The sequence below is a fragment of the Corynebacterium meitnerae genome (genome assembly GCF_027570075.1).
GTDB lineage: Bacteria > Actinomycetota > Actinomycetes > Mycobacteriales > Mycobacteriaceae > Corynebacterium > Corynebacterium meitnerae.
In genome coordinates this window covers 145,961-167,118 of sequence record NZ_JAKMUS010000001.1, presented here as the reverse complement: position 1 = coordinate 167,118, position 21,158 = coordinate 145,961, and the positions used below count along the sequence as shown (strand labels likewise).

21 protein-coding genes are annotated in these 21,158 nt (G+C 60.2%); 18 read left to right on the top strand and 3 right to left on the bottom strand.

The window, feature by feature from the left end; translation table 11 throughout:
- Nucleotides 1-4: 4 nt before the first annotated feature.
- The 7 genes from mshC to L8U60_RS00760 are packed head-to-tail and all read left to right on the top strand — an operon-like array spanning nt 5 to nt 6,584.
- Complete coding sequence (gene mshC, locus L8U60_RS00790; protein ID WP_269964484.1) at nt 5-1,213, top strand: cysteine--1-D-myo-inosityl 2-amino-2-deoxy-alpha-D-glucopyranoside ligase; 1,209 nt, start codon at nt 5-7, stop codon at nt 1,211-1,213.
- Nucleotides 1,214-1,234: 21 nt separating this feature from the next.
- A complete protein-coding gene (locus L8U60_RS00785; protein WP_269964483.1) occupies nt 1,235-1,615 on the top strand; it encodes a hypothetical protein in 381 nt (126 codons plus the stop codon).
- A complete protein-coding gene (locus L8U60_RS00780) occupies nt 1,608-2,282 on the top strand; it encodes an HAD family hydrolase (RefSeq protein ID WP_269964482.1) in 675 nt (224 codons plus the stop codon). The genes L8U60_RS00785 and L8U60_RS00780 overlap by 8 nt, the downstream gene beginning before the upstream one ends.
- A 15-nt stretch (nt 2,283-2,297) precedes the next feature.
- Nucleotides 2,298-2,561, top strand: a complete 264-nt coding sequence (locus L8U60_RS00775; RefSeq protein ID WP_269964481.1) for a phosphoribosyl-ATP diphosphatase — start codon at nt 2,298-2,300, stop codon at nt 2,559-2,561.
- A gap of 19 nt (nt 2,562-2,580) precedes the next feature.
- Nucleotides 2,581-3,426 (top strand): ATP phosphoribosyltransferase, encoded by an 846-nt coding sequence (hisG, locus tag L8U60_RS00770; RefSeq protein WP_269964480.1) that lies wholly within the window; start codon nt 2,581-2,583, stop codon nt 3,424-3,426.
- 21 nt (nt 3,427-3,447) lie between these two features.
- Nucleotides 3,448-4,866, top strand: coding sequence for an aspartate ammonia-lyase (aspA, locus tag L8U60_RS00765; RefSeq protein ID WP_269964479.1), 1,419 nt, complete (start codon nt 3,448-3,450; stop codon nt 4,864-4,866).
- Between the two features lie 53 nt (nt 4,867-4,919).
- A complete protein-coding gene (locus L8U60_RS00760; protein ID WP_269964478.1) occupies nt 4,920-6,584 on the top strand; it encodes a formate--tetrahydrofolate ligase in 1,665 nt (554 codons plus the stop codon).
- On the opposite strand, the gene L8U60_RS00755 is transcribed toward L8U60_RS00760, so the two are convergent.
- Nucleotides 6,581-7,417, bottom strand: coding sequence for a RecB family exonuclease (locus tag L8U60_RS00755; RefSeq protein ID WP_269964477.1), 837 nt, complete (start codon nt 7,415-7,417; stop codon nt 6,581-6,583). The two genes, L8U60_RS00760 and L8U60_RS00755, sit on opposite strands and share 4 nt — an antisense overlap.
- Before the next feature lie 27 nt (nt 7,418-7,444).
- Between L8U60_RS00755 and L8U60_RS00750 the strand changes: the two genes are divergently transcribed.
- The 3 genes from L8U60_RS00750 to arc are packed head-to-tail and all read left to right on the top strand — an operon-like array spanning nt 7,445 to nt 11,049.
- Complete coding sequence (locus L8U60_RS00750) at nt 7,445-8,656, top strand: M18 family aminopeptidase (protein ID WP_269964476.1); 1,212 nt, start codon at nt 7,445-7,447, stop codon at nt 8,654-8,656.
- Between the two features lie 35 nt (nt 8,657-8,691).
- The gene (locus L8U60_RS00745) at nt 8,692-9,525 is read left to right on the top strand and encodes a tRNA (adenine-N1)-methyltransferase (RefSeq protein WP_269964475.1); all 834 of its coding nucleotides are present in this window, start codon (nt 8,692-8,694) and stop codon (nt 9,523-9,525) included.
- Nucleotides 9,526-9,543: 18 nt separating this feature from the next.
- The gene (gene arc / locus L8U60_RS00740; protein WP_269964474.1) at nt 9,544-11,049 is read left to right on the top strand and encodes a proteasome ATPase; all 1,506 of its coding nucleotides are present in this window, start codon (nt 9,544-9,546) and stop codon (nt 11,047-11,049) included.
- A gap of 23 nt (nt 11,050-11,072) precedes the next feature.
- Here the strand turns inward: arc and L8U60_RS00735 are convergent, their stop codons facing one another.
- Both L8U60_RS00735 and pdxR read right to left on the bottom strand, forming a co-directional pair.
- Nucleotides 11,073-11,405 (bottom strand): type II toxin-antitoxin system PemK/MazF family toxin, encoded by a 333-nt coding sequence (locus tag L8U60_RS00735; protein ID WP_338026463.1) that lies wholly within the window; start codon nt 11,403-11,405, stop codon nt 11,073-11,075.
- A 263-nt stretch (nt 11,406-11,668) separates the two neighbouring features.
- Nucleotides 11,669-13,063 carry a MocR-like pyridoxine biosynthesis transcription factor PdxR gene (gene pdxR / locus L8U60_RS00730; RefSeq protein ID WP_269964472.1) on the bottom strand — a complete coding sequence of 465 codons (1,395 nt, stop codon included), beginning with the start codon at nt 13,061-13,063 and terminating at the stop codon, nt 11,669-11,671.
- 67 nt (nt 13,064-13,130) lie between these two features.
- On the opposite strand from pdxR, the gene pdxS reads away from it, so the two are divergent.
- From pdxS to L8U60_RS10835, 8 genes are all read left to right on the top strand, one after another.
- A complete protein-coding gene (gene pdxS / locus L8U60_RS00725; RefSeq protein WP_269964471.1) occupies nt 13,131-14,021 on the top strand; it encodes a pyridoxal 5'-phosphate synthase lyase subunit PdxS in 891 nt (296 codons plus the stop codon).
- Nucleotides 14,022-14,086: 65 nt separating this feature from the next.
- On the top strand, nt 14,087-15,430 hold the full coding sequence (locus L8U60_RS00720) for a TrkH family potassium uptake protein (RefSeq protein ID WP_269964630.1): 1,344 nt from the start codon (nt 14,087-14,089) through the stop codon (nt 15,428-15,430).
- Nucleotides 15,423-16,112, top strand: coding sequence for a potassium channel family protein (locus L8U60_RS00715; RefSeq protein ID WP_338026462.1), 690 nt, complete (start codon nt 15,423-15,425; stop codon nt 16,110-16,112). The genes L8U60_RS00720 and L8U60_RS00715 overlap by 8 nt, the downstream gene beginning before the upstream one ends.
- Before the next feature lie 31 nt (nt 16,113-16,143).
- Nucleotides 16,144-17,646 (top strand): depupylase/deamidase Dop, encoded by a 1,503-nt coding sequence (gene dop, locus L8U60_RS00710; RefSeq protein ID WP_269964470.1) that lies wholly within the window; start codon nt 16,144-16,146, stop codon nt 17,644-17,646.
- A gap of 10 nt (nt 17,647-17,656) precedes the next feature.
- Nucleotides 17,657-17,839 carry a ubiquitin-like protein Pup gene (locus L8U60_RS00705; RefSeq protein WP_034663289.1) on the top strand — a complete coding sequence of 61 codons (183 nt, stop codon included), beginning with the start codon at nt 17,657-17,659 and terminating at the stop codon, nt 17,837-17,839.
- Nucleotides 17,840-17,874: 35 nt separating this feature from the next.
- On the top strand, nt 17,875-19,266 hold the full coding sequence (gene pafA, locus L8U60_RS00700) for a Pup--protein ligase (RefSeq protein WP_269964628.1): 1,392 nt from the start codon (nt 17,875-17,877) through the stop codon (nt 19,264-19,266).
- Nucleotides 19,259-20,212, top strand: a complete 954-nt coding sequence (locus tag L8U60_RS00695; RefSeq protein WP_269964469.1) for a helix-turn-helix transcriptional regulator — start codon at nt 19,259-19,261, stop codon at nt 20,210-20,212. Before pafA ends, L8U60_RS00695 begins: the two co-directional genes overlap by 8 nt.
- Nucleotides 20,212-21,156 (top strand): helix-turn-helix transcriptional regulator, encoded by a 945-nt coding sequence (locus tag L8U60_RS10835; RefSeq protein WP_269964468.1) that lies wholly within the window; start codon nt 20,212-20,214, stop codon nt 21,154-21,156. The genes L8U60_RS00695 and L8U60_RS10835 overlap by 1 nt, the downstream gene beginning before the upstream one ends.
- Nucleotides 21,157-21,158: the final 2 nt, after the last annotated feature.

The window sequence follows — 21,158 nt, the reverse complement described above, 5'->3', positions numbered from 1 at the left end:
CCCCATGCGTTCTTGGCCTACTCCTGTTGTGCCTGCCGTTGCCGGCAAGCCTGTTCCTTTGTCTCTGTTTGATACCGCTGACCAGCGGGTAAAGGAAGTTGTGGTCCGCGATGGGGAAGTGGGCATGTATGTCTGCGGCATTACCCCCTACGATTCGACGCACTTGGGCCATGCTTCGACATATTTGGCTTTTGACTTGGTGTACCGCCAGCTTCTGGCCAACGGCCACCGCGTGACGTACGTGCAGAACATCACCGATGTGGATGACCCGCTCTTTGAACGCGCAGAGCGTGACGGAGTTGACTGGCAGGAGCTGGGCACCAGCCAGATTGATCTCTTCCGCAGTGACATGGAGATCCTCTCCATCATTCCGCCGCGTGATTACATCGGTGCGATGGAATCCGTGGATGAGGTCATCGAGATGGTGCAGATGCTTCTCGACGCAGGGCGGGCCTACCAACTCGACCACGGCGACATCTACGCGCCGATCACGGCAACTGCTCAGTTTGGCTACGAGTCCAACCTGGATCGCGCGACAATGGAGGAGTACTTCGCGGAACGTGGTGGGGACCCGGACCGCGAAGGCAAGCGGGATCCCCTCGACGCCCTGTTGTGGCGCGGGCACCGTCCAGGCGAGCCGTCGTGGGAAGCACCGTTTGGTGCCGGTCGGCCAGGTTGGCACATTGAGTGCTCCGCCATTGCGACGAATCGCCTGGGCCACACCTTTGCCATCCAGGGCGGTGGATCGGACCTCGCGTTCCCGCACCATGAGTTTTCTGCGGCTCATGCAGAATCTGCTTATGGAGTCGACCGCATGGCGGAACACTACGTGCACACCGGCATGATCGCGCTGGATGGTGTGAAGATGTCCAAGTCCCTGGGAAACCTCGTGTTCGTGCACAAGCTCACCGAGGCCGGACATGAAGCTGGCGCAATCCGCCTCGCTGTTTTTGCGGGCCACTACCGCCAGGACCGTGACTTCTCCTACCAGGCACTCGACGCTGCAGCGCAGCGTCTTGCGGCATGGCGGGAGGCGCTCACGGTAGAGGTGAGTGAAGAGGTAGCGGTGGGAGTCGTCGATAAGCTGCGTGCCGCTCTGGCCGATGATCTGAACACGCCGCTGGCTCTTGAGATCATCGACAATGCACCCGGTGACCACGGTGGATTGATCGCTGATGCCATCCATGGATTGCTTGGTGTGCAGCTGCGCTAAATCTGGGTAAGAATGGCTGCCATGACCATCCGTGAACAGTTCCAGGACGATGTCAACGAGTTCATCGACGACCTGACCACCTTTGCCACTGGCTCCTACCTCAATGAGGACGACAAGGAGTTTTGGGATGAACCTTTTGATCCGGCGGTCCTGCCCGATCTGAAGCGTCTCCTGGAGATGTACCTTGACGCGCTCGACTTGGTTGAAGCCGACCCGGATGCGGACAAGCTCGTGGCTGTCGTGGAGCCATTTTTCACGAATCTGCACGAGTTCAACGCACAGCACGCCGATGCAGTGCTCGAGCCGGAAGAGAAAGCTGACCTGCAGGACTTCGCTTTCCGCGCGGCAGCAGCGACGGGTGCTACTGAGGACGCCTTGAATTCCCTGCCTGAGCTTGACTAGCGCGCGGCCAGCCGCTGTCTTCTGGGACATGGACGGCACGATGGTGGATACGGAGCCGTTGTGGGGCATTGCTACCTACGAACTCTCCGAACTCCTTGGTCGCCGTTTGGATGCGGAACAGCGGGAGAGGACCGTTGGTGGCAGCTTTGGCAACACCTTGCGCGTGTGCGCCGAGTGGGCGGGTGTTGAGCTTCAGCCCGGCGACTACGAGCGCTATCGCGGATGGATGTACGCGCGCATGGGCGAGCTGCTTTCTGGGGAGCTCACCCCGAACCCGGGGGTGCGTGAGGTGCTTGCTTCTCTGCTTGCCGACGGCATCCCCATGCTCGTCACCACCAACACCGAACGTGAGTTGGCGGAACGCTGCATCGACGCCGTGGGGCGGGAATTCTTCTGCGGTTCCGTGACTGGTGATGAGGTGCCCAACCCGAAGCCGGCCCCTGATATGTATCTCGCTGCAGCTCAGGCGGTAGGGCAGGACCCGAAAAATTGCCTCGTGTTTGAGGATTCCTGGGCGGGCATGAGTGCCGCCGCCGCAGCAGGATGCGTGGTCCTGGGGCTGGCAGAGAAGGTTCCAGCAGGTGTTGTTCCCATGGATCCACAGGAATTTGTTGGTGCTGATGCTGCGTGGGTGTATGCCCGGTTCAGCGCAGCAACCTCGCAATAGATTAGAGTGATCTGCGTGAAAAACTTCGATGAACTCTTCGCGGAACTATCCACTAAGGCCGCCGAGCGCCCAGCTGGCTCCGGCACTGTAGAGGCTCTGGATAAGGGGCCGCATGCGATTGGCAAGAAGATCATCGAGGAAGCCGGCGAGGTGTGGATCGCCTCCGAGTACCAGTCCGATGAGGAGCTCGCTGAGGAAATGAGCCAGCTCATCTACTGGACGCAGGTGATGATGGTCTCCCGTGGCCTGACCCCCGACGATATTTACAAGTACCTCTAGAGGAGAACCCACCGCCACCATGATCAAGATCGCTGTACCTAACAAGGGCTCCCTGTCTGAAGCTGCCACTGGGATTCTCAAGGAGGCTGGCTACAAGGGCCGTGGGATCTCCAAGGCGCTGAACATTGTCGACGAGGCGAATGACGTGGAGTTCTTCTTCCTGCGCCCGAAAGACATTGCTATCTACGTCGCCGGAGGCCATCTTGATCTGGGCATCACCGGCCGCGACCTGGCCATGGACTCCCGCGCCGATGTCGAAGAGGTCTTGAGCCTCGGGTTTGGTGGCTCGACCTTCCGCTTCGCCGCACCAGCTGATCAGACGTGGACTGTGGAGGACCTGCACGGCAAGCGCCTGGCTACGTCCTACCCGCACCTAGCCGCCGACTACCTGGCTGAGCGTGGCATTGAGGCGGAGGTCATTCGCCTTGATGGTGCGGTTGAGATTGCCATCAAGCTCGGTGTCGCTGATGCTATTGCCGACGTGGTGTCCACCGGTGCCACGCTGCGCCAGCAGGGGCTGGCTCCGTTTGGGGAGCCGATTGTGAAGAGTGAGGCTGTCGTCGTGAAGCGAAAGGGCCGCGAGCTCACCCCGAATGATGAGGTTGTGCTCTCCCGCATCCGCGGCATTCTTACCGCGCACAACTTCCTCATGCTTGACTACAACATCTCCCGCGACAACCTGGACGCGGCAGTATCTGTGACCCCGGGCCTGACGGGTCCGACTGTGTCGCCACTGCAGCGTGAGAACTGGGTTGCTGTTCGCGCCATGGTTCCGCGGAAGGAAGCGAACCTGCTCATGGACCGTCTTGCAGCAACGGGTGCGGAAGCAATTCTGGCTTCTGAACTGCGCATCGCGCGTATCTAGAATGTGGTAATAGTTGGCCCCATGGGCTACAGAACTGAAGAAGACCTCCTTGGGACCATCGAAGTCCCCAACGACAAGTACTACGGCGTGCACACGATGCGCGCCGTGGACAATTTCCAGATCTCTTCCACCAAGGTCCAGGATTTCCCTGCCTTCGTGCGCGGCATGGTCATGGTGAAGAAAGCAGCCGCGATGGCTAACCGCCGTCTGCACACGCTGCCCAAGGACAAGGCTGATGCGATCATCGCTGCATGTGACCTCATCTTGGATGAAGGGCGCTGCATGGATCAATTCCCCATCGATGCCTTCCAGGGTGGTGCGGGCACGTCGGTCAACATGAACACCAATGAGGTTGTGGCCAACCTCGCGCTGGAGATCATGGGCCACGAAAAGGGCCGCTACGACATCCTCAACCCTAATGACGACGTCAACATGTCCCAGTCCACTAATGACGCGTACCCGACGGGCTTCCGGCTTGGCCTGTACCACGCGCTGCAGGTTCTCATCGCGGAGTTCGACGAGCTGCAGCAGGCATTCCGGGAGAAGGGCGACGAGTTCGCAGACATTCTGAAGATGGGCCGCACTCAGCTGCAGGATGCTGTTCCCATGACCCTGGGCGCTGAGTTCACCGCTTTTGGCTCCAACCTGTCGGAGGAGCAGCGCACCCTGAAGAGCGCTGCGGAGAACCTCCTGGAGATCAACCTGGGCGCCACCGCTATTGGCACGGGCGTGAACACGCCGAGCGGCTACCGCGACCAGGTTGTTGCCGCCATGCGTGAGGTCACTGGCCTTCCTATTTCCACGTCGCCGGACCTCATCGAGGCAACCTCTGACACCGGTGGCTACGTCATGGCTCATTCCGCTATCAAGCGCGCTGCGATGAAGCTGTCCAAGATCTGTAATGACCTTCGCCTTCTGTCCTCCGGACCACGCGCTGGCCTCAATGAGATCAACCTGCCGGAGCGCCAGGCCGGCTCCTCCATCATGCCGGCGAAGGTCAACCCGGTGATCCCGGAAGTGGTCAACCAGGTGTGCTTCAAGGTCTTCGGCAATGACCTCACCGTGAGCATGGCTGCGGAAGCTGGTCAGTTGCAGCTCAATGTGATGGAGCCGGTTCTCGCGCAGTCCCTGTTTGAGTCCATCGACCTGCTGGGCAACGCCGCACGCACCCTGCGTGAGAAGTGCGTCGTGGGCATCACCGCTAATGCGGATGTGTGCCAGGCGTACGTGGACAACTCCATCGGCATCATCACCTACCTCAACCCGTTCATTGGCCACCACAACGGTGACCTGGTGGGCAAGGAAGCTGCTGCAACGGGCCGCGGTGTCCGTGAGATTGTCTTGGAGAAGGGTCTGCTGGATGAGGAAACTCTGAACCAGGTTCTGAGCAAGGAGAACCTCATGCATCCGGAGTACCGCGGAAAGCTGTACCTGGACTAGCGCAGACTAACTCGTGCAGCGCCATCACGGTGGCGGGGCTTAGGCTGGAGGGTATGACGCAACCTAAAACCGATGTTGAAATCGCCCAGGCGCATACCCTCGAGCCCATCACGGAGATCGCGGCGAAAGCCAGCATCCCGGAAGATGCATTGATCCCTTATGGCCACTCCATGGCCAAGGTGGATCTGCACAAGATTGAAGGGGCACCGAGTGGCAAGCTCGTGCTTGTCACCGGTGTGTCCCCAACACCCGCGGGGGAAGGCAAGTCCACTGTCCTTATTGGGCTCACTGATGCCCTGGCACAGCGTGGACACAACGTGGCTGTGGCTTTGCGTGAGCCATCCCTCGGCCCGGTCATGGGCATCAAGGGTGGTGCTGCGGGCGGCGGCTACTCGCAGGTGGTTCCGATGGAAAACATCAACCTGCACTTCACCGGCGACTTCCACGCGATTACCAGCGCGAATAATACGCTCGCCGCGATGATTGATAACCACATCCAGCAGGGCAATGATCTGCGTATCGACGAACGCCGCATCACCTGGCAGCGCTGCCTCGACGTCAATGACCGGTCACTCCGCAAGGTGGTCACGGGACTTGGCGGGCCAGGCAATGGTCTGCCGGCTGAAACCGGATTCACCATCACTGCGGCAAGTGAGATCATGGCCATCCTCGGTCTTGCGACGGATCTGGAGGACCTCAAGGAACGGCTCGCACGCATCACTGTTGGCTTCACCTATGACCTCAAGCCGGTCACTGCGGGTGAGCTCAAGGCGGAGGGCGCGTTGACGGCGCTGCTCAAGGACGCGATGAACCCGAACCTCGTCCAGACTCTTGGTGGCACACCGGCGTTCATCCACGGCGGCCCCTTCGCCAATATTGCGCATGGGTGCAACACCCTCGTCGCTACGCAAACTGCGCGAGCTTGTGCTGACATCGTGCTGACAGAAGCTGGCTTTGGTTCTGACCTTGGTGCGGAGAAGTTCTTTGACATCAAGGCTCGCTATGGCGAACTCGATGTGGCGGGTGCTGTGGTTGTGGCCACGATCCGCTCGCTGAAGTACAACGGCGGTGTCGCCCGCCAGGATCTTGAACAGGAGAACCTTGAGGCGCTGCGCGCTGGTGTGGTGAACCTGGAGCGCCACGTAGAAAACATCCGCAAGTTCGGCGTTACTCCCGTGGTCGCGCTCAACCGTTTCACGTCCGACACCGAGGCGGAAATGGAGGCTATGCGCGCGTGGGCCGCAGACTTCGGCGTTGCGCTGGCGGATGCAGATGTGTGGGCTAAGGGCGGCGAAGGCGCGTTAGAGCTCGCCGATGTCCTGCTGGACAACCTCACTGAGGGCACCTCCACGCAGCTGTATGACCCGGCCGATGGCATTGAGAATTCGATCGAAACCATTGCGAAGGAGATTTACCGTGCTGACTCCGTGCAGTACTCCGTTAACGCCCAGCGCGACCTGAAAACGCTGAAGCAGAATGGCTGGGACACCCTGCCGGTGTGCATCTCCAAGACGCAGTACAGCTTCTCTGATGACCCGGCTCAGCTCGGTGCGCCAACAGGCCACACCCTGCACGTGCGCAAGCTGATTCCGCGTACCGGTGCTGGTTTCATCGTTGCGCTGACTGGTGATGTGATGACCATGCCAGGTCTGCCCAAGGTGCCTGCCGCCAACAATATTGATGTTGACGCAAACGGTAAGGTCAGCGGACTGTTCTAGGACTCATCCGCAGTATCCGCAGTATCCGCAGTATCCGCAGTGCTGCCCGGCCAGCCCGGGTAGCTCGGCGGGGTGCCACCGAATTCGGGGCACAGTGATTGGAAGGAACACCAGTCACAGAGTTTGGATTTCTTTGGGCGGAATTTTCCAGACGTGCCATCGGCTTCGATCTTGGCCCACAGGTCACCGAGGTCGCGTTCGAAGTACTCCAGTTCCTCACGCGACGGCGCGAGGAACATGGAATCCATGACCTTGAGGTACATCAGGCGCAGCTGGTGCGGGATCGTGCCGAACAAACGCCAGTAGACCAGCGCGTAGAAGCGCATCTGGAACTGTGCCTCGGCGGAGAAGCGCGGTGAAGGTTTCTTGCCCGTCTTGTAGTCCACCACGCGCACCTCGCCCGTCGGTGCGATGTCCACGCGGTCAATAAAACCGCGCACTGGCACGCCATTGGGCAGGACGGTATCTACGTACATTTCCTGCTCGTGCGAATCAAAGCCGAGCGGGTTTTCCATCTCGAAGTAGCCGCGCAGAAGCGTGCGGGCATCAACGAAGAGCTGGTGTTCATCCTCGATCGGCTCGGCCTGGGTGGCGTCTTGCTCCAACATCTTCGTCCACGACGGCTTGATCTGCTTCACCGCCGCCGGAAACGTGCGCTGCTCACGTGGCCACGCGTGCATCTCTTCCAGCACGGCATGAACAAGGTTGCCCTTGACCTGCGCTTCCGTCTTCGGTTCCGGCAGCCGATCAATAGCGCGAAAGCGGTATTTGAGCGGGCACTGCTGGTAATCGTTGGCGCGGGATGGGGATAATGCGAGCGGTCGTGGAGTCATATTGCCCTTCATCCTAGAGTGGTGGGTATGCCAGTTGCTCACCAGATCAGTGATTTCACCGAGTTCATAGCCGCCAGCCCGAGCGCGTTCCACGCCGCCGCGAATACCCGCGATGCACTTGTCGCCGCAGGTTTCAGCGAAGACACGGCCACCACGCCGGGAGGGCATGTGCTTATCGACGGTGGCGCCGTCCTCGCCTGGTGGATCCCCGAGAACCCCAAGCCGGGCTTCCGCATCGTCGGTTCTCACACTGATTCGCCGGGCCTGATGCTTAAACCTCAGCCGGACGTGCAGAGCGAAGGTGTCCGCCAAGTGGCAGTGGAGGTCTACGGTGGACCGATCTTGTCTTCCTGGTTTGACCGGGAGCTGCGTTTCGGTGGGCGAGTCGCGTTGCAGGATGGTTCCACGCGTCTCGTGGACACCGGCGCCGTTGCACGTGTACCGAATTTGGCCATTCACCTTTACCGCGGCGATGCGCCGGACATGGACCGTCAGGTGCACACACAGCCGATCATGATGGTGGATTCCCCGATCATGGACATCGTGGCCGAGGCCGCTGGGGTAGCGGTGGATGAGATCGTGTCACATGAACTCATCAGCGCGGACGCCCAGAAGCCCGAGGTCGTTGGGGACATGCTGGCGGCGGGGAGGTTGGATAATCTGTCGAGCCTGTGGGCGTCGATAAGCGCACTGCTTCGTGCTGTGAAAGAAGACCCGGAGCATGTGCTCGTGCTGGCCTCTTTCAATCATGAGGAGGTCGGCTCGGCCTCCGTCACGGGTGCGGGTGGGCCGCTGCTCGAGCGCGTTCTCACCATGCTGGCTGACAGCACGGGCCAGCCTATCGACGCTTTCCGTCAGTCCACCATGATCTCCGCCGATGCGGCGCATGCAGTGCATCCGAACTACTCGGGCAAACATGATCCGACGCATCGCCCGCTGATGAACCGCGGACCGGTGCTGAAGATCAATGCGAACCAGCGTTATGCCTCTGACGCGGTGACCGAAGCAGCGTGGATTCGGGCAGCGCGCGCGGCGAACGTACCCGTACAGACCTTCGTTGGGCACAACTCTGTGCCGTGTGGTTCGACGATCGGTCCGATTGCGTCCACACGCCTGGGCATTCCCACCGTGGACGTGGGCATCCCGCTGTTGTCCATGCACTCCGCGCGTGAACTCGCTGGTGTGCAGGACCAACTATGGTTCGCGGACGCACTTACGGCATACTTTGTTGGCGCATAAAGACCTCTGGATTAATACCGACCACAAGGAGAACTATGTACTCCGGCCCCTTCCGCCCCGGCGATAAAGTGCAGCTGACTGACGCAAAGCGCCGTCACTTCACCATCGAGCTCGTGCCCGGCGCGAATTACCACACCCACAAGGGTGCAATCGCCCATGACGACATCATTGGTGCCGATGAGGGCTCCGTGGTCCAGTCCTCCATGGGATCGGACTACCTGTGCTTCCGTCACCTGCTGGTGGACCACGTGCTGTCCATGCCGCGTGGTGCAGCGGTGATTTACCCGAAGGACGCGGGCCAGATCCTTGTTGAGGGCGATATCTTCATGGGTGCTCGCGTCTTGGAAGCCGGTGCTGGTTCGGGTGCACTGACCATGTCGCTGCTTCGTGCCGTGGGCCCCGAAGGCCACGTGTTCTCCTACGAGATCCGCGATGATCACCTCCAGTTTGCCCGCGACAACGTGGAGGATTACTTCAATGGGCAGCCGGAGTGGTGGTCCCCGCGTTTGGGAGATTTCGGGGAGGTCACGCAGGAGGACCTTGGTGGTCCAGTTGATCGCGTGATCTTGGACATGGTGGAGCCGTGGCACTTCATCGAGACGGTGAAGAACGTGCTCATTCCGGGTGGTGTGTTCATGACGTATGTGGCCACCGTGCCACAGCTGATGAACATCGTGGAGGCTATCCGTGCTGCTCAATGCTTCACGGAACCGCGCTCCTGGGAAACCCTGCTGCGCGAGTGGAAGGTCGAAGGCTTGGCCACCCGTCCGGAGCACCGCATGAATGCCCACACTGCCTTCCTCGTGTGGACGCGCCGTTTGGCAGACGGTGTCACCCCGCCGCGAGTGCAGCGCAAAGCCCGCCGCTAAGGCGATAAGGTAAGCAGCATGACCGAACCTGTGCGAGATGCTGACTTTCGGGAGTTAAAGACTCAGAACCAAGCTTTGAGCGCGCGCAACAAGCAACTGGCTGAAATGCTGAAGGTATCGCGCGACAAGCTCAAAGATCTTTCGGCACAGGTGGAGGCGCTCGGGGAACCGGCGTCGACGTATGGGATCTACTTGGGCCCGGCACGTCGTGGACAGGAAGCAGAGGTGTTTACCTCCGGGCGCCGGATGCGCTTGAAGGTGTCCCCGAACGTGGAGCCAGGCTCCTTGACCATCGGTGGTCTGGTCCGCCTGGGCGAAGGGTCCGTTGTGGTGGAAGCCTGCGGTTTCACTCGCGTGGGGCAGCTGGCCACAGTGTCAGAGAAGATCGGCTTTGATCGTGCGATTGTCTCTGACATGCAGGGGGCCGAGCAGGTCGTTCAGCTGACGGAGAAGCTTCAGAAGACCGCCCGTGCCGGGGATACGGTCCTGCTTGACTATAAGTCTGGTTATGCGTTTGAACGCATCCCGAAGACGGAGGTCAACCAGCTCTCGTTGGAAGAAGTGCCTGACGTTACATACGACGACATCGGTGGCCTGCGGTCCCAGATTGAGACGATCCGGGATTCGGTGGAACTGCCGTTTGCGCATCCTGACCTGTACAAGGCCTACGACCTCAAACCACCGAAGGGCGTGCTGCTGTACGGTCCGCCGGGATGTGGCAAGACGCTCATTGCTAAGGCAGTGGCTAACTCGCTGTCCTCCCGCATTGGTGATGGCGGCAAGGCTCACTTTCTCAACGTCAAGGGCCCTGAGCTGCTGAATAAGTACGTCGGTGAGACGGAGCGTCGTATTCGCCTCATCTTCGAGCGCGCCCGCGAACTCGCGTCTGAAGGCCGCCCAGTCATTATCTTCTTCGATGAGATGGAATCCATCTTCCGCACCCGTGGCTCCGGTGTGTCTTCCGATATGGAAACCACCGTGGTGCCGCAGCTCCTCACGGAGATTGACGGTGTCGAGGATATCGCCAACGTCATCGTCATCGGCGCCACCAACCGTGAGGAGCTCATCGACCCGGCGATCCTGCGCCCGGGCCGCCTGGACATCAAGATCCGGGTGGATCGCCCTGACCGTGCCGAAGCCAAGGACATCTTCGCGCGTTACCTCACCCAGGACGTACCGCACGATGGGGAGGTGGACGAGCTCATCCAGGTTGCCGTGGATACGCTCTACGCGCCGCGGCCATTCGTGAAGCTCACGCTTGTCGACGGCTCCCAGGAAACCCTCCACTACTCCGACTTCGTCTCCGGCGCCATGATTGCCAACGTTGTGGACCGTGCGAAGAAGCTGGCCATCAAGGATGAGATCGCCGGGCACGGGTCCGGCGTGACGGCCGATCATCTGCGCGCCGCGGTGCGTGCGGAGCAGGATGAGAGCGAAGACATGCCCAACGTGTCTAATCCGGACGAGTGGGCGCGTATCACCGGGCGCACTGGCAAGCGGGTAGTCGCAGCTGAGGTGCTGTGATAGCTCGAGGAGCCGAAAGGTAGTTAAATATCGCGCAGACGTATCTCGAGGTCGAACGCGAGCACGAGGGCCCACGCCAGTTCACGTTTTTGTCGGAAGGTGAGAAGCCCGATCTGATCGAACACGCTGCTTCTCGAGACCGTTTGCACATTGTCTAGGTTCACCGCAGATTCGTGATCCAGTCCGTTTCGTTCGTCGACGATCACTTCTGTTCTCAACCCCCGTACCTTGGTGAAAATTGGGGCAACGGTGATATTGGAAAGATAAGGCAGGGCAACGTCGCGTGTAAGTACCACTGCAGGGCGGATCTTATCCATGTGAACCCAGTAAATGCCCCCGGACCGGATGTCAGTCATCGAGCACTACGTTTCGGCTTACCCAGTCGACTATCAGGTCGGCTTCTGGTTCAGGGTTATCGCGTAGGATCTCAACGTCCCTGAGCGCGATAAGTCTACGCAGCTCTCTTTCAACCGCACTCTCGACGATGTCTGCGCGGCTACGCGCCAGTTCTGATGCGACGGCCTCATCCATCGCGGAAACAAGGCTGTCAGAGATCCTCAGCGATATTTGTCGTGTTTGCGAGTTCATATTGCCCATTGTATCCCAAAGTGGGATACACCTAAGTGCTGCTGGTTGGCTCTGCGCAGAGTGCTCGAAGTGCAGTGTCGAAGTCCTGGTCGGACAAATGCGCGAAGCTCATGATGATGCCCTCGTGCCATTGTTCTTGCCCAGACCACAGGGACTCCAACCTGCCGCATTCGATCCCTGCCGCCTGGAGGTCAGCGACGAACGCGTCGCGGTGGCCGGGGGAGACGAAGGTCAACGCCAAGTCGACGCCATTGGATTCCGCCATTTCGCTTACGTGCGCACCACGGGCTTCGAGCACTGGAACGAGATCAGCCTGGATGATCGCCCGTCGTTTGGAGAGCCTGTTCCGCACAGCCTTCGTGTTGCGGCGAACGTGGCCGTTTTTCAGCAGGTGCGCGACCGCTAACTGAGTCACAGCGGACACTGGCATGCCGAGGATCTTCCTTGTTTCCCGCACATCCTCGGCGAAGGACGAGGGAGTGACAACGTAGCCGGCTGAAAGGTTGCGGCTGAGCAATGTCGAGAAAGTGCCGAGGGTGAAGACATCTGCCGCCGTGTTTAGCGCTGCTAGGGGCGGCTGCGGTGCAAGGCGGTAGCGGAGCTCCGCGTTGAAGTCGTCCTCGATAAGGGCAGTGCCGGTCTTCGCTGCCCAGGCGAGGAGTTCGGAACGTCGACCAGCAGGCATCGACGCGCCGAGGGGGTGCTGGAAGGCGGGGGTGACAAGCAGCGCATCCAATTCTTTGGGTAAAAGATGTACGTCCACCCCGGACTCGTTGACAGCGCACGGCACCGCTTCATGGCCCACAGTCGGGATAACGCGTCGCAGGCCGGGGTGTCCAGGGTCCTCAACACCGACGCGTAGCTGGCCGCGACGCTGCGCGAGGGTGAGCAGGATGAGCATGAGGCCCTCACGCGAACCGCCGGTGATGATGATCTGAGACTCATTCACGGTCAGGCCTCGGGTAAGGCGAAGATGTTCGGCGATCGCACGACGTAGTTCGGGTTGCCCGGCGGCATCGATGGTGATGGCAGGTTCCGCGGCAGCCTCCCGCCACGCTTGGCGCCACGCGGCGGGGCGGACGCCCCCGGCGTGTCCTGAAGACGGCTTCAATGAGATAGTTTTTTGCGCCGATTCAACCTGTGGCCGAAAAATCGGGCTTTTCGCTGTGCCAGGCTTCCCGGCTGGCAGGTCGGGGTGCACGCGCGTTGGGGACCCCTGCGATGCGAGCAGATAGCCTTCGCTAACGAGCTGGTCGTAGGCGGTGACCACACTCCCGCGTGAAATTCCCGCCAGTTTTGCTAGCTCCCGTGTTGAGGGCACCTCATCCCCTGGCTGCAGCGATCCGTCAGTAATAGCCGTCCGGATGGCGGCGGCCACTTGAACGGGGAGGGGGATGGGGAGGGCGCGGGAGACGTCGATAAGCATACTGGTCCAAAGAATCTAAATAGAACTGGCACTAGGAATCTACCAGTCGCCGGGGAAGACTGGCACCATGACTTTCACTACCAATCTCTCCAAAGCTGAACTGACTGAGACCTTCAAGGGTGGCGTGATCATGGATGTGGTCACCCCGGAGCAGGCAAAGATCGCTGCTGAGGCTGGCGCTGTTGCCGTCATGGCTCTTGAGCGCGTCCCGGCTGACATCCGCGCCCAGGGTGGCGTTGCTCGTATGTCGGACCCGGATCTCATCGAGGGCATCCTGGCTGCCGTGGACATCCCGGTGATGGCGAAGGCTCGTATCGGCCACACGGTGGAAGCCAAGATCTTGGAGCACCTTGGCGTGCACTACGTCGATGAGTCTGAGGTTCTCAGCCCGGCGGACTACGTCAACCACATTGACAAGCGCGACTTCAAGGTGCCGTTCGTGTGTGGCGCGACCAACCTGGGTGAGGCACTGCGTCGTGTCAACGAGGGCGCTGCCATGATCCGCTCCAAGGGTGAGGCTGGCACCGGTGACGTCTCTGAGGCAACCAAGCACCTGCGCACCATCAAGGGCGAGATCGCGAAACTCCAGTCCATCTGGAACTCCAACCGTGATGAGCTTTACGTGGCAGCGAAGGAACTGCAAGCACCGTACGAGCTCGTTGCATACGTTGCTGAGAACGGTAAGCTTCCGGTCCCGCTGTTCGTCGCTGGTGGTGTGGCCACCCCGGCTGACGCTGCGCTCATGATGGAACTTGGCGCTGACGGTGTCTTTGTTGGCTCTGGCATCTTCAAGTCCGGAAACCCTGAGGCACGTGCTGCTGCCGTGGTGAAGGCCACGCAGAACTGGCAGGACATCGCTACGGTGGCTGAGGTTTCCCGCGGTTTGGGTGAGGCCATGGTGGGCATCAACGTTGCAGACCTGCCGGCACCGCACCGCCTCGCGGAGCGTGGTTGGTAGACAACTCGACCAGAAAGCACACGAGCGCGCAGGCCACAGGAGTAGGCTGTGTGCTCGTGAAACATATGCCATCGCTCGGGCTTAACAGCCCGGCGCGCATGACGGCAGTGGGCTTTCTTCTGCTCATCCTCGTGGGCACGCTGCTGCTGATGTTGCCGGTGTCCGCGGAGGGGGACACGTGGACACCATTTATGCCGGCGCTGTTTACCGCCACGTCGGCGGTGACGTTGACGGGCCTCATCGTTGAGGATACGGGGACGTACTGGACCGGCTTCGGCCAAGGCGTGATCATCGCACTGATTCAGCTTGGGGGACTGGGCATTATGTCCCTGGCTGCGCTATCGGGTTTGGTTGTCACTGGCAAAGTCAGTTTGAAGGCACGACGCACGGGCGCTGCTGAGGGTCGTCCTATGTCCGGAACTGGGTTGCGCCGCACGTTGATTTTTACGGTGCTGTTTACTCTGACGGCTGAAGCCCTCATTGCGCTTGTGCTGGGCCTGCGCTTTGCGTTGGGCTATGACCACTCCGCAGGGAGATCAATGTGGGAAGGTATCTTCCATTCGATCTCCGCATTCAACAACGCGGGTTTTAGTACGGAGAGCGATAATCTCATGCCGTTCGCGGCGGACGCATGGATCTTGCTGCCCATCGCCGCAGGTTTCATCGGTGGCGGGCTGGGTTATCCGGTCTGGTCCGAAATAGCTTCACGGATGCGTCACCGGACGTCACGGGCACGGCGCATGTCGTTGACCGCCAGGATTACGTTTGTGTCCACGGGTGCTCTCCTCCTCGCCGGCACGGTGCTGGTCGCCTGCACCGAATGGGAAGGCCAGCTCGCTGGCCTTCCCGTGTGGCAAAAGCTTCTCAATGCGTTTTTCTCAGGGGCATCACCGCGTACCGCCGGGTTCAATTCCATCGACTATGGCGACGCGCACCCCATCACCTTGATGGGCACGGATCTGCTCATGTTCATCGGTGGTGGCTCAGCCGGCACCGCGGGCGGTATCAAGGTGACCACTGCCGTCGTTCTGGTGGCGGCCATGGCATCAGAATTCCGTGGCAGAGAAGAAACAACTGTGGGCAAGCGGACATTGCCAGATGCTGCGACCCGGCAGGCGCTTGCACTGGCATGTGCGGGTTTCGCAATCATCATTCTTGGCATCGGTGCTGTGCGGGTTTTTGACCCGGAGTTCACTGGCGATCAGGTGGCGTTTGAGGTGCTGTCTGCCTTCGGCACCGCAGGTTTGTCCACTGGCATCACGGCTTCTTTGTCTGCGCCTTCACAGATTGTTCTGTGCTTCATCATGTACCTCGGCCGTATTGGATCAGTCACTCTCATTGCAGCGCTTGCCGCAACGACGTTGAATCGTCGTTACAGCTACCCGGAAGAAAGGCCCTTCATTGGCTAAGCAAATTCGCGCATTCCATGGCTCTCATGGGCGCATTAATATTCCGCCCGTCATGGTGATCGGGCTGGGACGCTTTGGCATTTCCCTGGCTTCAGAGCTCACCGCCAATGGGGTGGAGGTTCTCGGGGTTGACGCAGATAGCCGCGTGGTCAAAGAGCACGCGCCGTATCTCACCGATGCAGTCGTGGCGGACACAACCGACCCGGAGGCACTCGAACAGCTCGGTCTCGACGACATTGAGTGCGTGGTTGTCGCTGTGGGCACACAGCTAGAAGCCTCGATTCTCACGGTCTCTCACCTGCTCGATGCGGGTGTGCCGGATATTTGGGCAAAGGCTAGCTCGGAAGCGCATGGCCGCATCCTGAGCCAGTTGGGTGTGCACCATGTTGTGCATCCGGAGCGTGACACTGGGCGGCGTGTAGCCCACTTGCTGGGTGGCAAGTTTCGTGAGTTTGCTGAGGTCACCCCTGGTTACTGTGTGACCTCGATGAGCGCACCGCATGCCTTTACTGGATTCGCTTTGGACCTGGATGAAATGTGGCGCAAGCATCGCGTGCAGATCATCGCGATGAAACACGGCAACGGTGATGTCATGCCGATGGTCAATGGGACGGTACTTGCACCCTCGGACATCATCATCGCCGGTGGCAGTCCAGGCGCGCTGGAGTCCCTGAACCGCTAGGCGGCGATACAGGGCATTAAGCTGAACACCCATGACGCGTTTCATGGGTACAGAGACCGAGTACGGCATCACCACCCCCGCCCAGCCGGGGCTGAGTCCGATTGTCAGCTCTACTCATTTGGTGGTGGCATATGCGGCGATGCACACCGCGGCGCGTGCCCGCTGGGACTACCAGGATGAGCACCCGCTGAAGGATTCGCGTGGGTTTGACCTCAAGCGCTATCAAACGGTGCCTATCGTCGCACCGGATGCACTGGGTGTGGCCAATGTGGTCACGGAGAACGGCGCGCGCTTCTACGTGGATCACGCGCACCCAGAGTATTCCAGCCCGGAAATCTCCGATGCGTTCAGCGCGATGGTCTATGACGCAGCGGGTGACCTCGTTCTTAACCAGGCCGCGGCACGCGTGAAAGAGCTCTACGAAGAGGGCGTTTCTGTTCTGCATGGGCACGATCCGTGCCCGCCGGTGAAGCTGTACAAGAACAATGTCGACGGCAAGGGCGCCTCCTACGGTTCGCACGAGAACTACCAGTACTCACGCGCAACGCCGTTTGAGGCGATTACGCAGGGCCTCATCCCGTTCTTTGTCACCCGCCAGATCTTCACCGGGGCCGGCCGTATGGGCTTGGGGGAGGCCGGTGAGCAGGATGGTTTCCAGATCTCCCAGCGCGCGGACTATTTCTTCCAGGAAGTCTCGCTGGAGACCACGCTTAACCGCGGCATCATCAATACCCGCGATGAACCCCACGCGGATGCCACGCAATTCGGTCGCCTCCACGTCATCGTGGGTGATGCGAATATGTCGCAGTACGCCAGCCTGCTCAAGCTCGGCACCACCAAGCTCGTGCTCGATGCGATTGAACAGGGCGTTGACTTTAGCGATCTGCGTCTCAAGGCTCCGGTCGCAGAACTCAAGGCAGTCTCGCGGGACTTAAGCTTCACGCATGAGCTGACGCTTATCGACGGCTCAACGGCCACCGCCATCGCCCTCCAGCGGGCGTATCGGGATCGCGTGGTGGCGCAGGATGACGTCGATAAGCAAGTGCACGCTTTGTGGGGCGAGATCCTCGATGATCTGGAGCGTGACCCGCTGAGCACCGCGGACCGTCTTGATTGGGCGGCGAAGTACACGCTGATCAATGGGTTCATCCAGCGCGGTGTCGACATGGGCGATGCAAAACTGAAGGCAGTGGACTTGCAGTATGCGGACATTGATCCGCAGACCTCGCTGTATCACGCGCTGGTGCGGGCGGGGCGGATGCGCACACTCGTGAGCGCTGAGGAGATCGCGCGGGCCGCGGCCAACCCGCCGGAGGACTCACGCGCGTACTTCCGCGGCCGTGTGGCTGCGAAGTTTGGCGCGGATGTGCTGTCTTCCAGCTGGCAGACCATTCAATTTGATACGGCACAGGGGCCGCGGACGATCTCCATTGCCGCGGTGGACAAGTTCACCAAGGACGACGTGGCCCGCATTTTGGACACGGCGGAAACGGCAGATGAGATCGTGGCCGCCCTTGGCACACAGGCGAAGTAGGGTAGAGAACATGGCTCAAGAGCACATTACGAAGCATTCTGGTGGATCTGAGGACGACGGCGACGCACAGGACGCCGGCCAGGTCACTGTCAACACTGCTGGCACTGACGATCTGTTGGATGAGATTGATTCGCTGTTGGACAACAACGCCGAGGAATTTGTGCGTTCCTACGTGCAAAAAGGTGGCCAGTAGTGACGGATCAACCCGTTGTCTACCCACGCCGGATCATGGGCGTGGAAACCGAATTCGGCCTCACCGCTATGCGCGATGGTTCCGCGGTCCTCGGACCTGAGGAGATTGCGCGTTATCTGTTCAAGCCCGTCGTGGCCCAGTACAAGAGCACGAACGTGTTCACGGATAATGCCGCGCGGTTGTACCTCGACGTCGGCGCGCATCCGGAATACGCCACGGCTGAGTGTGACTCGCTGACGCAGCTGCTCAACCACGACAAGGCTGGTGAGCTCCTGTTCAACGACCTGGCTGCGCAGGCGGAGGAAACTCTGGCGAAGGAGGGTATTGGCGGGGACATCTACATGTTCAAGAACAATGTGGACTCCGCCGGAAACTCCTACGGCACGCACGAAAACTACCTGATCAGCCGTGGTCTTTCGCTCAAGCATTTTGGCAAGCGTCTACTGCCGTTTCTGATTACGCGTCAGCTGCTGTGCGGTGCCGGGATGATCAAGAACGGTCAGTTCGTTTTATCCCAGCGCGCCGATCAGGTCTGGGAAGGCGTGTCCTCAGCGACGACGCGAACCCGCCCGATCATCAACACCCGCGATGAACCGCACGGGGATTCCAGCCGGTTCCGCCGCATGCACGTCATCGTGGGCGATTCCAACATGGCTGAGCCCTCATTCGCGCTCAAGGTCGGCTCCACGCAGCTGGTCATTGAAATGCTTGAGGCGGAGTGGGATATTCCAGCTTTCGACGTCGCCGAGCCGATCAAGCACATCAAGGAGATCGCTGCGGACCCCACTGGCCAAACACCGTTGGTACTCAAGGACGGTTCCACGGTGACCGCGCTGGAGGTTCAGCGTGGCGTGTACGAGGCCGCAACCCGTTGGCTGGAACAACGCCCTGATGAAGGGGCCCCGGTGGAGGAGTTGCGCCGTGTCCTTGAACTGTGGGGGCGGGTTCTCACGGCCGTCGAAAAGCAAGACTTTGAGCCTGTCAGCACGGAGATTGACTGGGTGATCAAGCGCAACCTCTTGGAGCGCTACCGTGCGCGCTTGGGCGGGGATTGGTCACACCCGAAGCTGGCGCAGATTGATCTGGCTTATCACGACATCAACCGGGCGCGTGGGCTGTTCTACCTGCTGGAACGTAAAGGTCTGGTCAAGCGGTGGACAACCGATGAGGCGATTGCGGCGGCCGCGCACACCGCGCCGGAGACAACGCGCGGTCATCTGCGCTCACTGTTCCTCAAGGAAGCCCGCGCGCTCGGTGCCCACCACACCGTGGACTGGGTTCACCTCAAGGTGGACCGCCCCGTGCCGCAGACGGTGGACCTTCAGGATCCGTTCGCGGTGACAGATTCCCGCGTGGATGGTTTGCTGGCCTACATGCGTGAACACGCTGATGAACTCGATGCGCCACTAGGGGGAATTCGTGGCTAAACCTTCCAACACTGTGCACCCGAATGCGGATGCCGCAATCCAGCGGCTGACCAACCTCACTTTTGCTCTCTTGGGGTCCAACCGGCCCCGGGAGTATGAGTGGGTGCGCAGCAATGTTGAAGGGTATGAGAACCGAACGGACGTGGCCTTCAAGCGCTTGATCACCCGCGATGTTGTTTCTTTGAAGCGTGCCGGTGTGCCAGCGCGTGCAGAAAACGGCTTGGTGTGGGTGAACAAGGACGCCTATGAGCTCCCGCCCATTTCTTTCACCGATGAGGAAGCATTTGTCCTTGGCTTGGCAGGCGACCTTGGCACGCAGGGGAGTCTTGGCGCTTTCGCACGTTCCGGTTGGACGAAGATCGCTGCCGCGGGAGCTACCCGCACGTTTGATGAGGTTCCCATTGCCGCGCTGGACAACGATATTTCACGTTTGGATTCAGACATCGTGGCTGCTGTTACCGCATGTGTCCGGGCGAAGATCCGCATGCGTTTCGATTACAAGCCCGCACCAACCGCGGAGACTCAAACACGGACGATGGACCCGTGGGGCATCGTCGCACTGAATAATCGAGCTTATGTTGTCGGTTTTGACGTTGAACGCCAAGCGCCGCGCAGCTTCCGTGCGGTCCGGGTATCCAACATCCGCAAGGTTCAGGCCACAGGCTTCACTGAAGCTGACAAGCCACTGCAACAAGTGGTCGAAGAATCATTGCGGGGTCCGGTTGTGGACGCAGTGGTGACCATTGATCCTGGCACCTGTACTGAACTCGCGGCGGCAGGGGAGGCCCGCGCTGATGGTGCTCTTGTCTTTAAAGGTGTTGAGCGCGATTGGCTCGTGCGCACCGTGGCCAGTTACGCGCCTCACGCAGTCGTTCAAGAGCCGGAGGATGTGCGTGAGAGTGTGATCGCATTGCTGCGCGCTGCCGCACAAGGAGGCGAAGAGTAGTGACGAAGAAGGATAGCCCGGAGAAGATCTCCAACCTCGTACGCACGCTTAACCTCATCCCGTACCTGCACAAACACCCGAATGCCACCCCGATGGAGATCGCCCGCGACCTCGGGTACTCGCACACGGACGTGATGGGGGATCTGCAGCGCCTCATGCTCTCTGGCGTGGGTAAACGCCCCGAGGAACTGATCGATCTTGCCCCCGAATGGTCTGGTGTCACCGTCATCGATGACCAGGGCATGAATGCTCCTTTGCGCCTGACACCCACTGAGGCTAATGCCTTGCTTCTCACTCTCGAATCGCTGGAGACGATGCCGGGTCTCATTGACCACTCCGCGGTGACATCGGCGGCGCAGAAGATCCGCGAAGTGATGAGCAATGTGGGAGTGTCTGATGCAGAGCACCCGGATACCCCCGGTGCACTCGGCCCGATTTCAGAGGCATTGTCCCAGCGCAGAATGTTGCGTCTGACGTATTACTCCGCCACGTCCGACACAACACGTGAGCGCACCGTCGCCCCCGTGGGAATCTTCCATCGCGATGGCAACACGTATCTCTCCGCCGTCGAAGAGGGTACCGCCAAAACCTTCCGCGTGGATCGCATTAAAGAAGCGCTGCTTATCGACGATCCCGTGCCCGCCTCCGCCTCCACCCCCGGTAGCTCGGTCTACAACGCAGCTGATCCTTTCGGTTTCGGCGACGCAAAGGTAGCCACGCTGCGCATCCACCCGGAGGCGACCTGGCTGGCGGATTTCTGGCAGATCGAGCTGCATGACGAGCGGGATCGTGGTTGGGTAGTCGCAACAATGCCCTATGGCAGCGATGACTGGCTGGTGCGTTTTTGCCTGAGTCAGGCTGACCGGGTGGATGTCGTGGAACCAATTCACATCGCCGAAGAGCTGGCCGCTCGTGGCAAAGCTGCGCTTGAGCGTTATGCTTGACG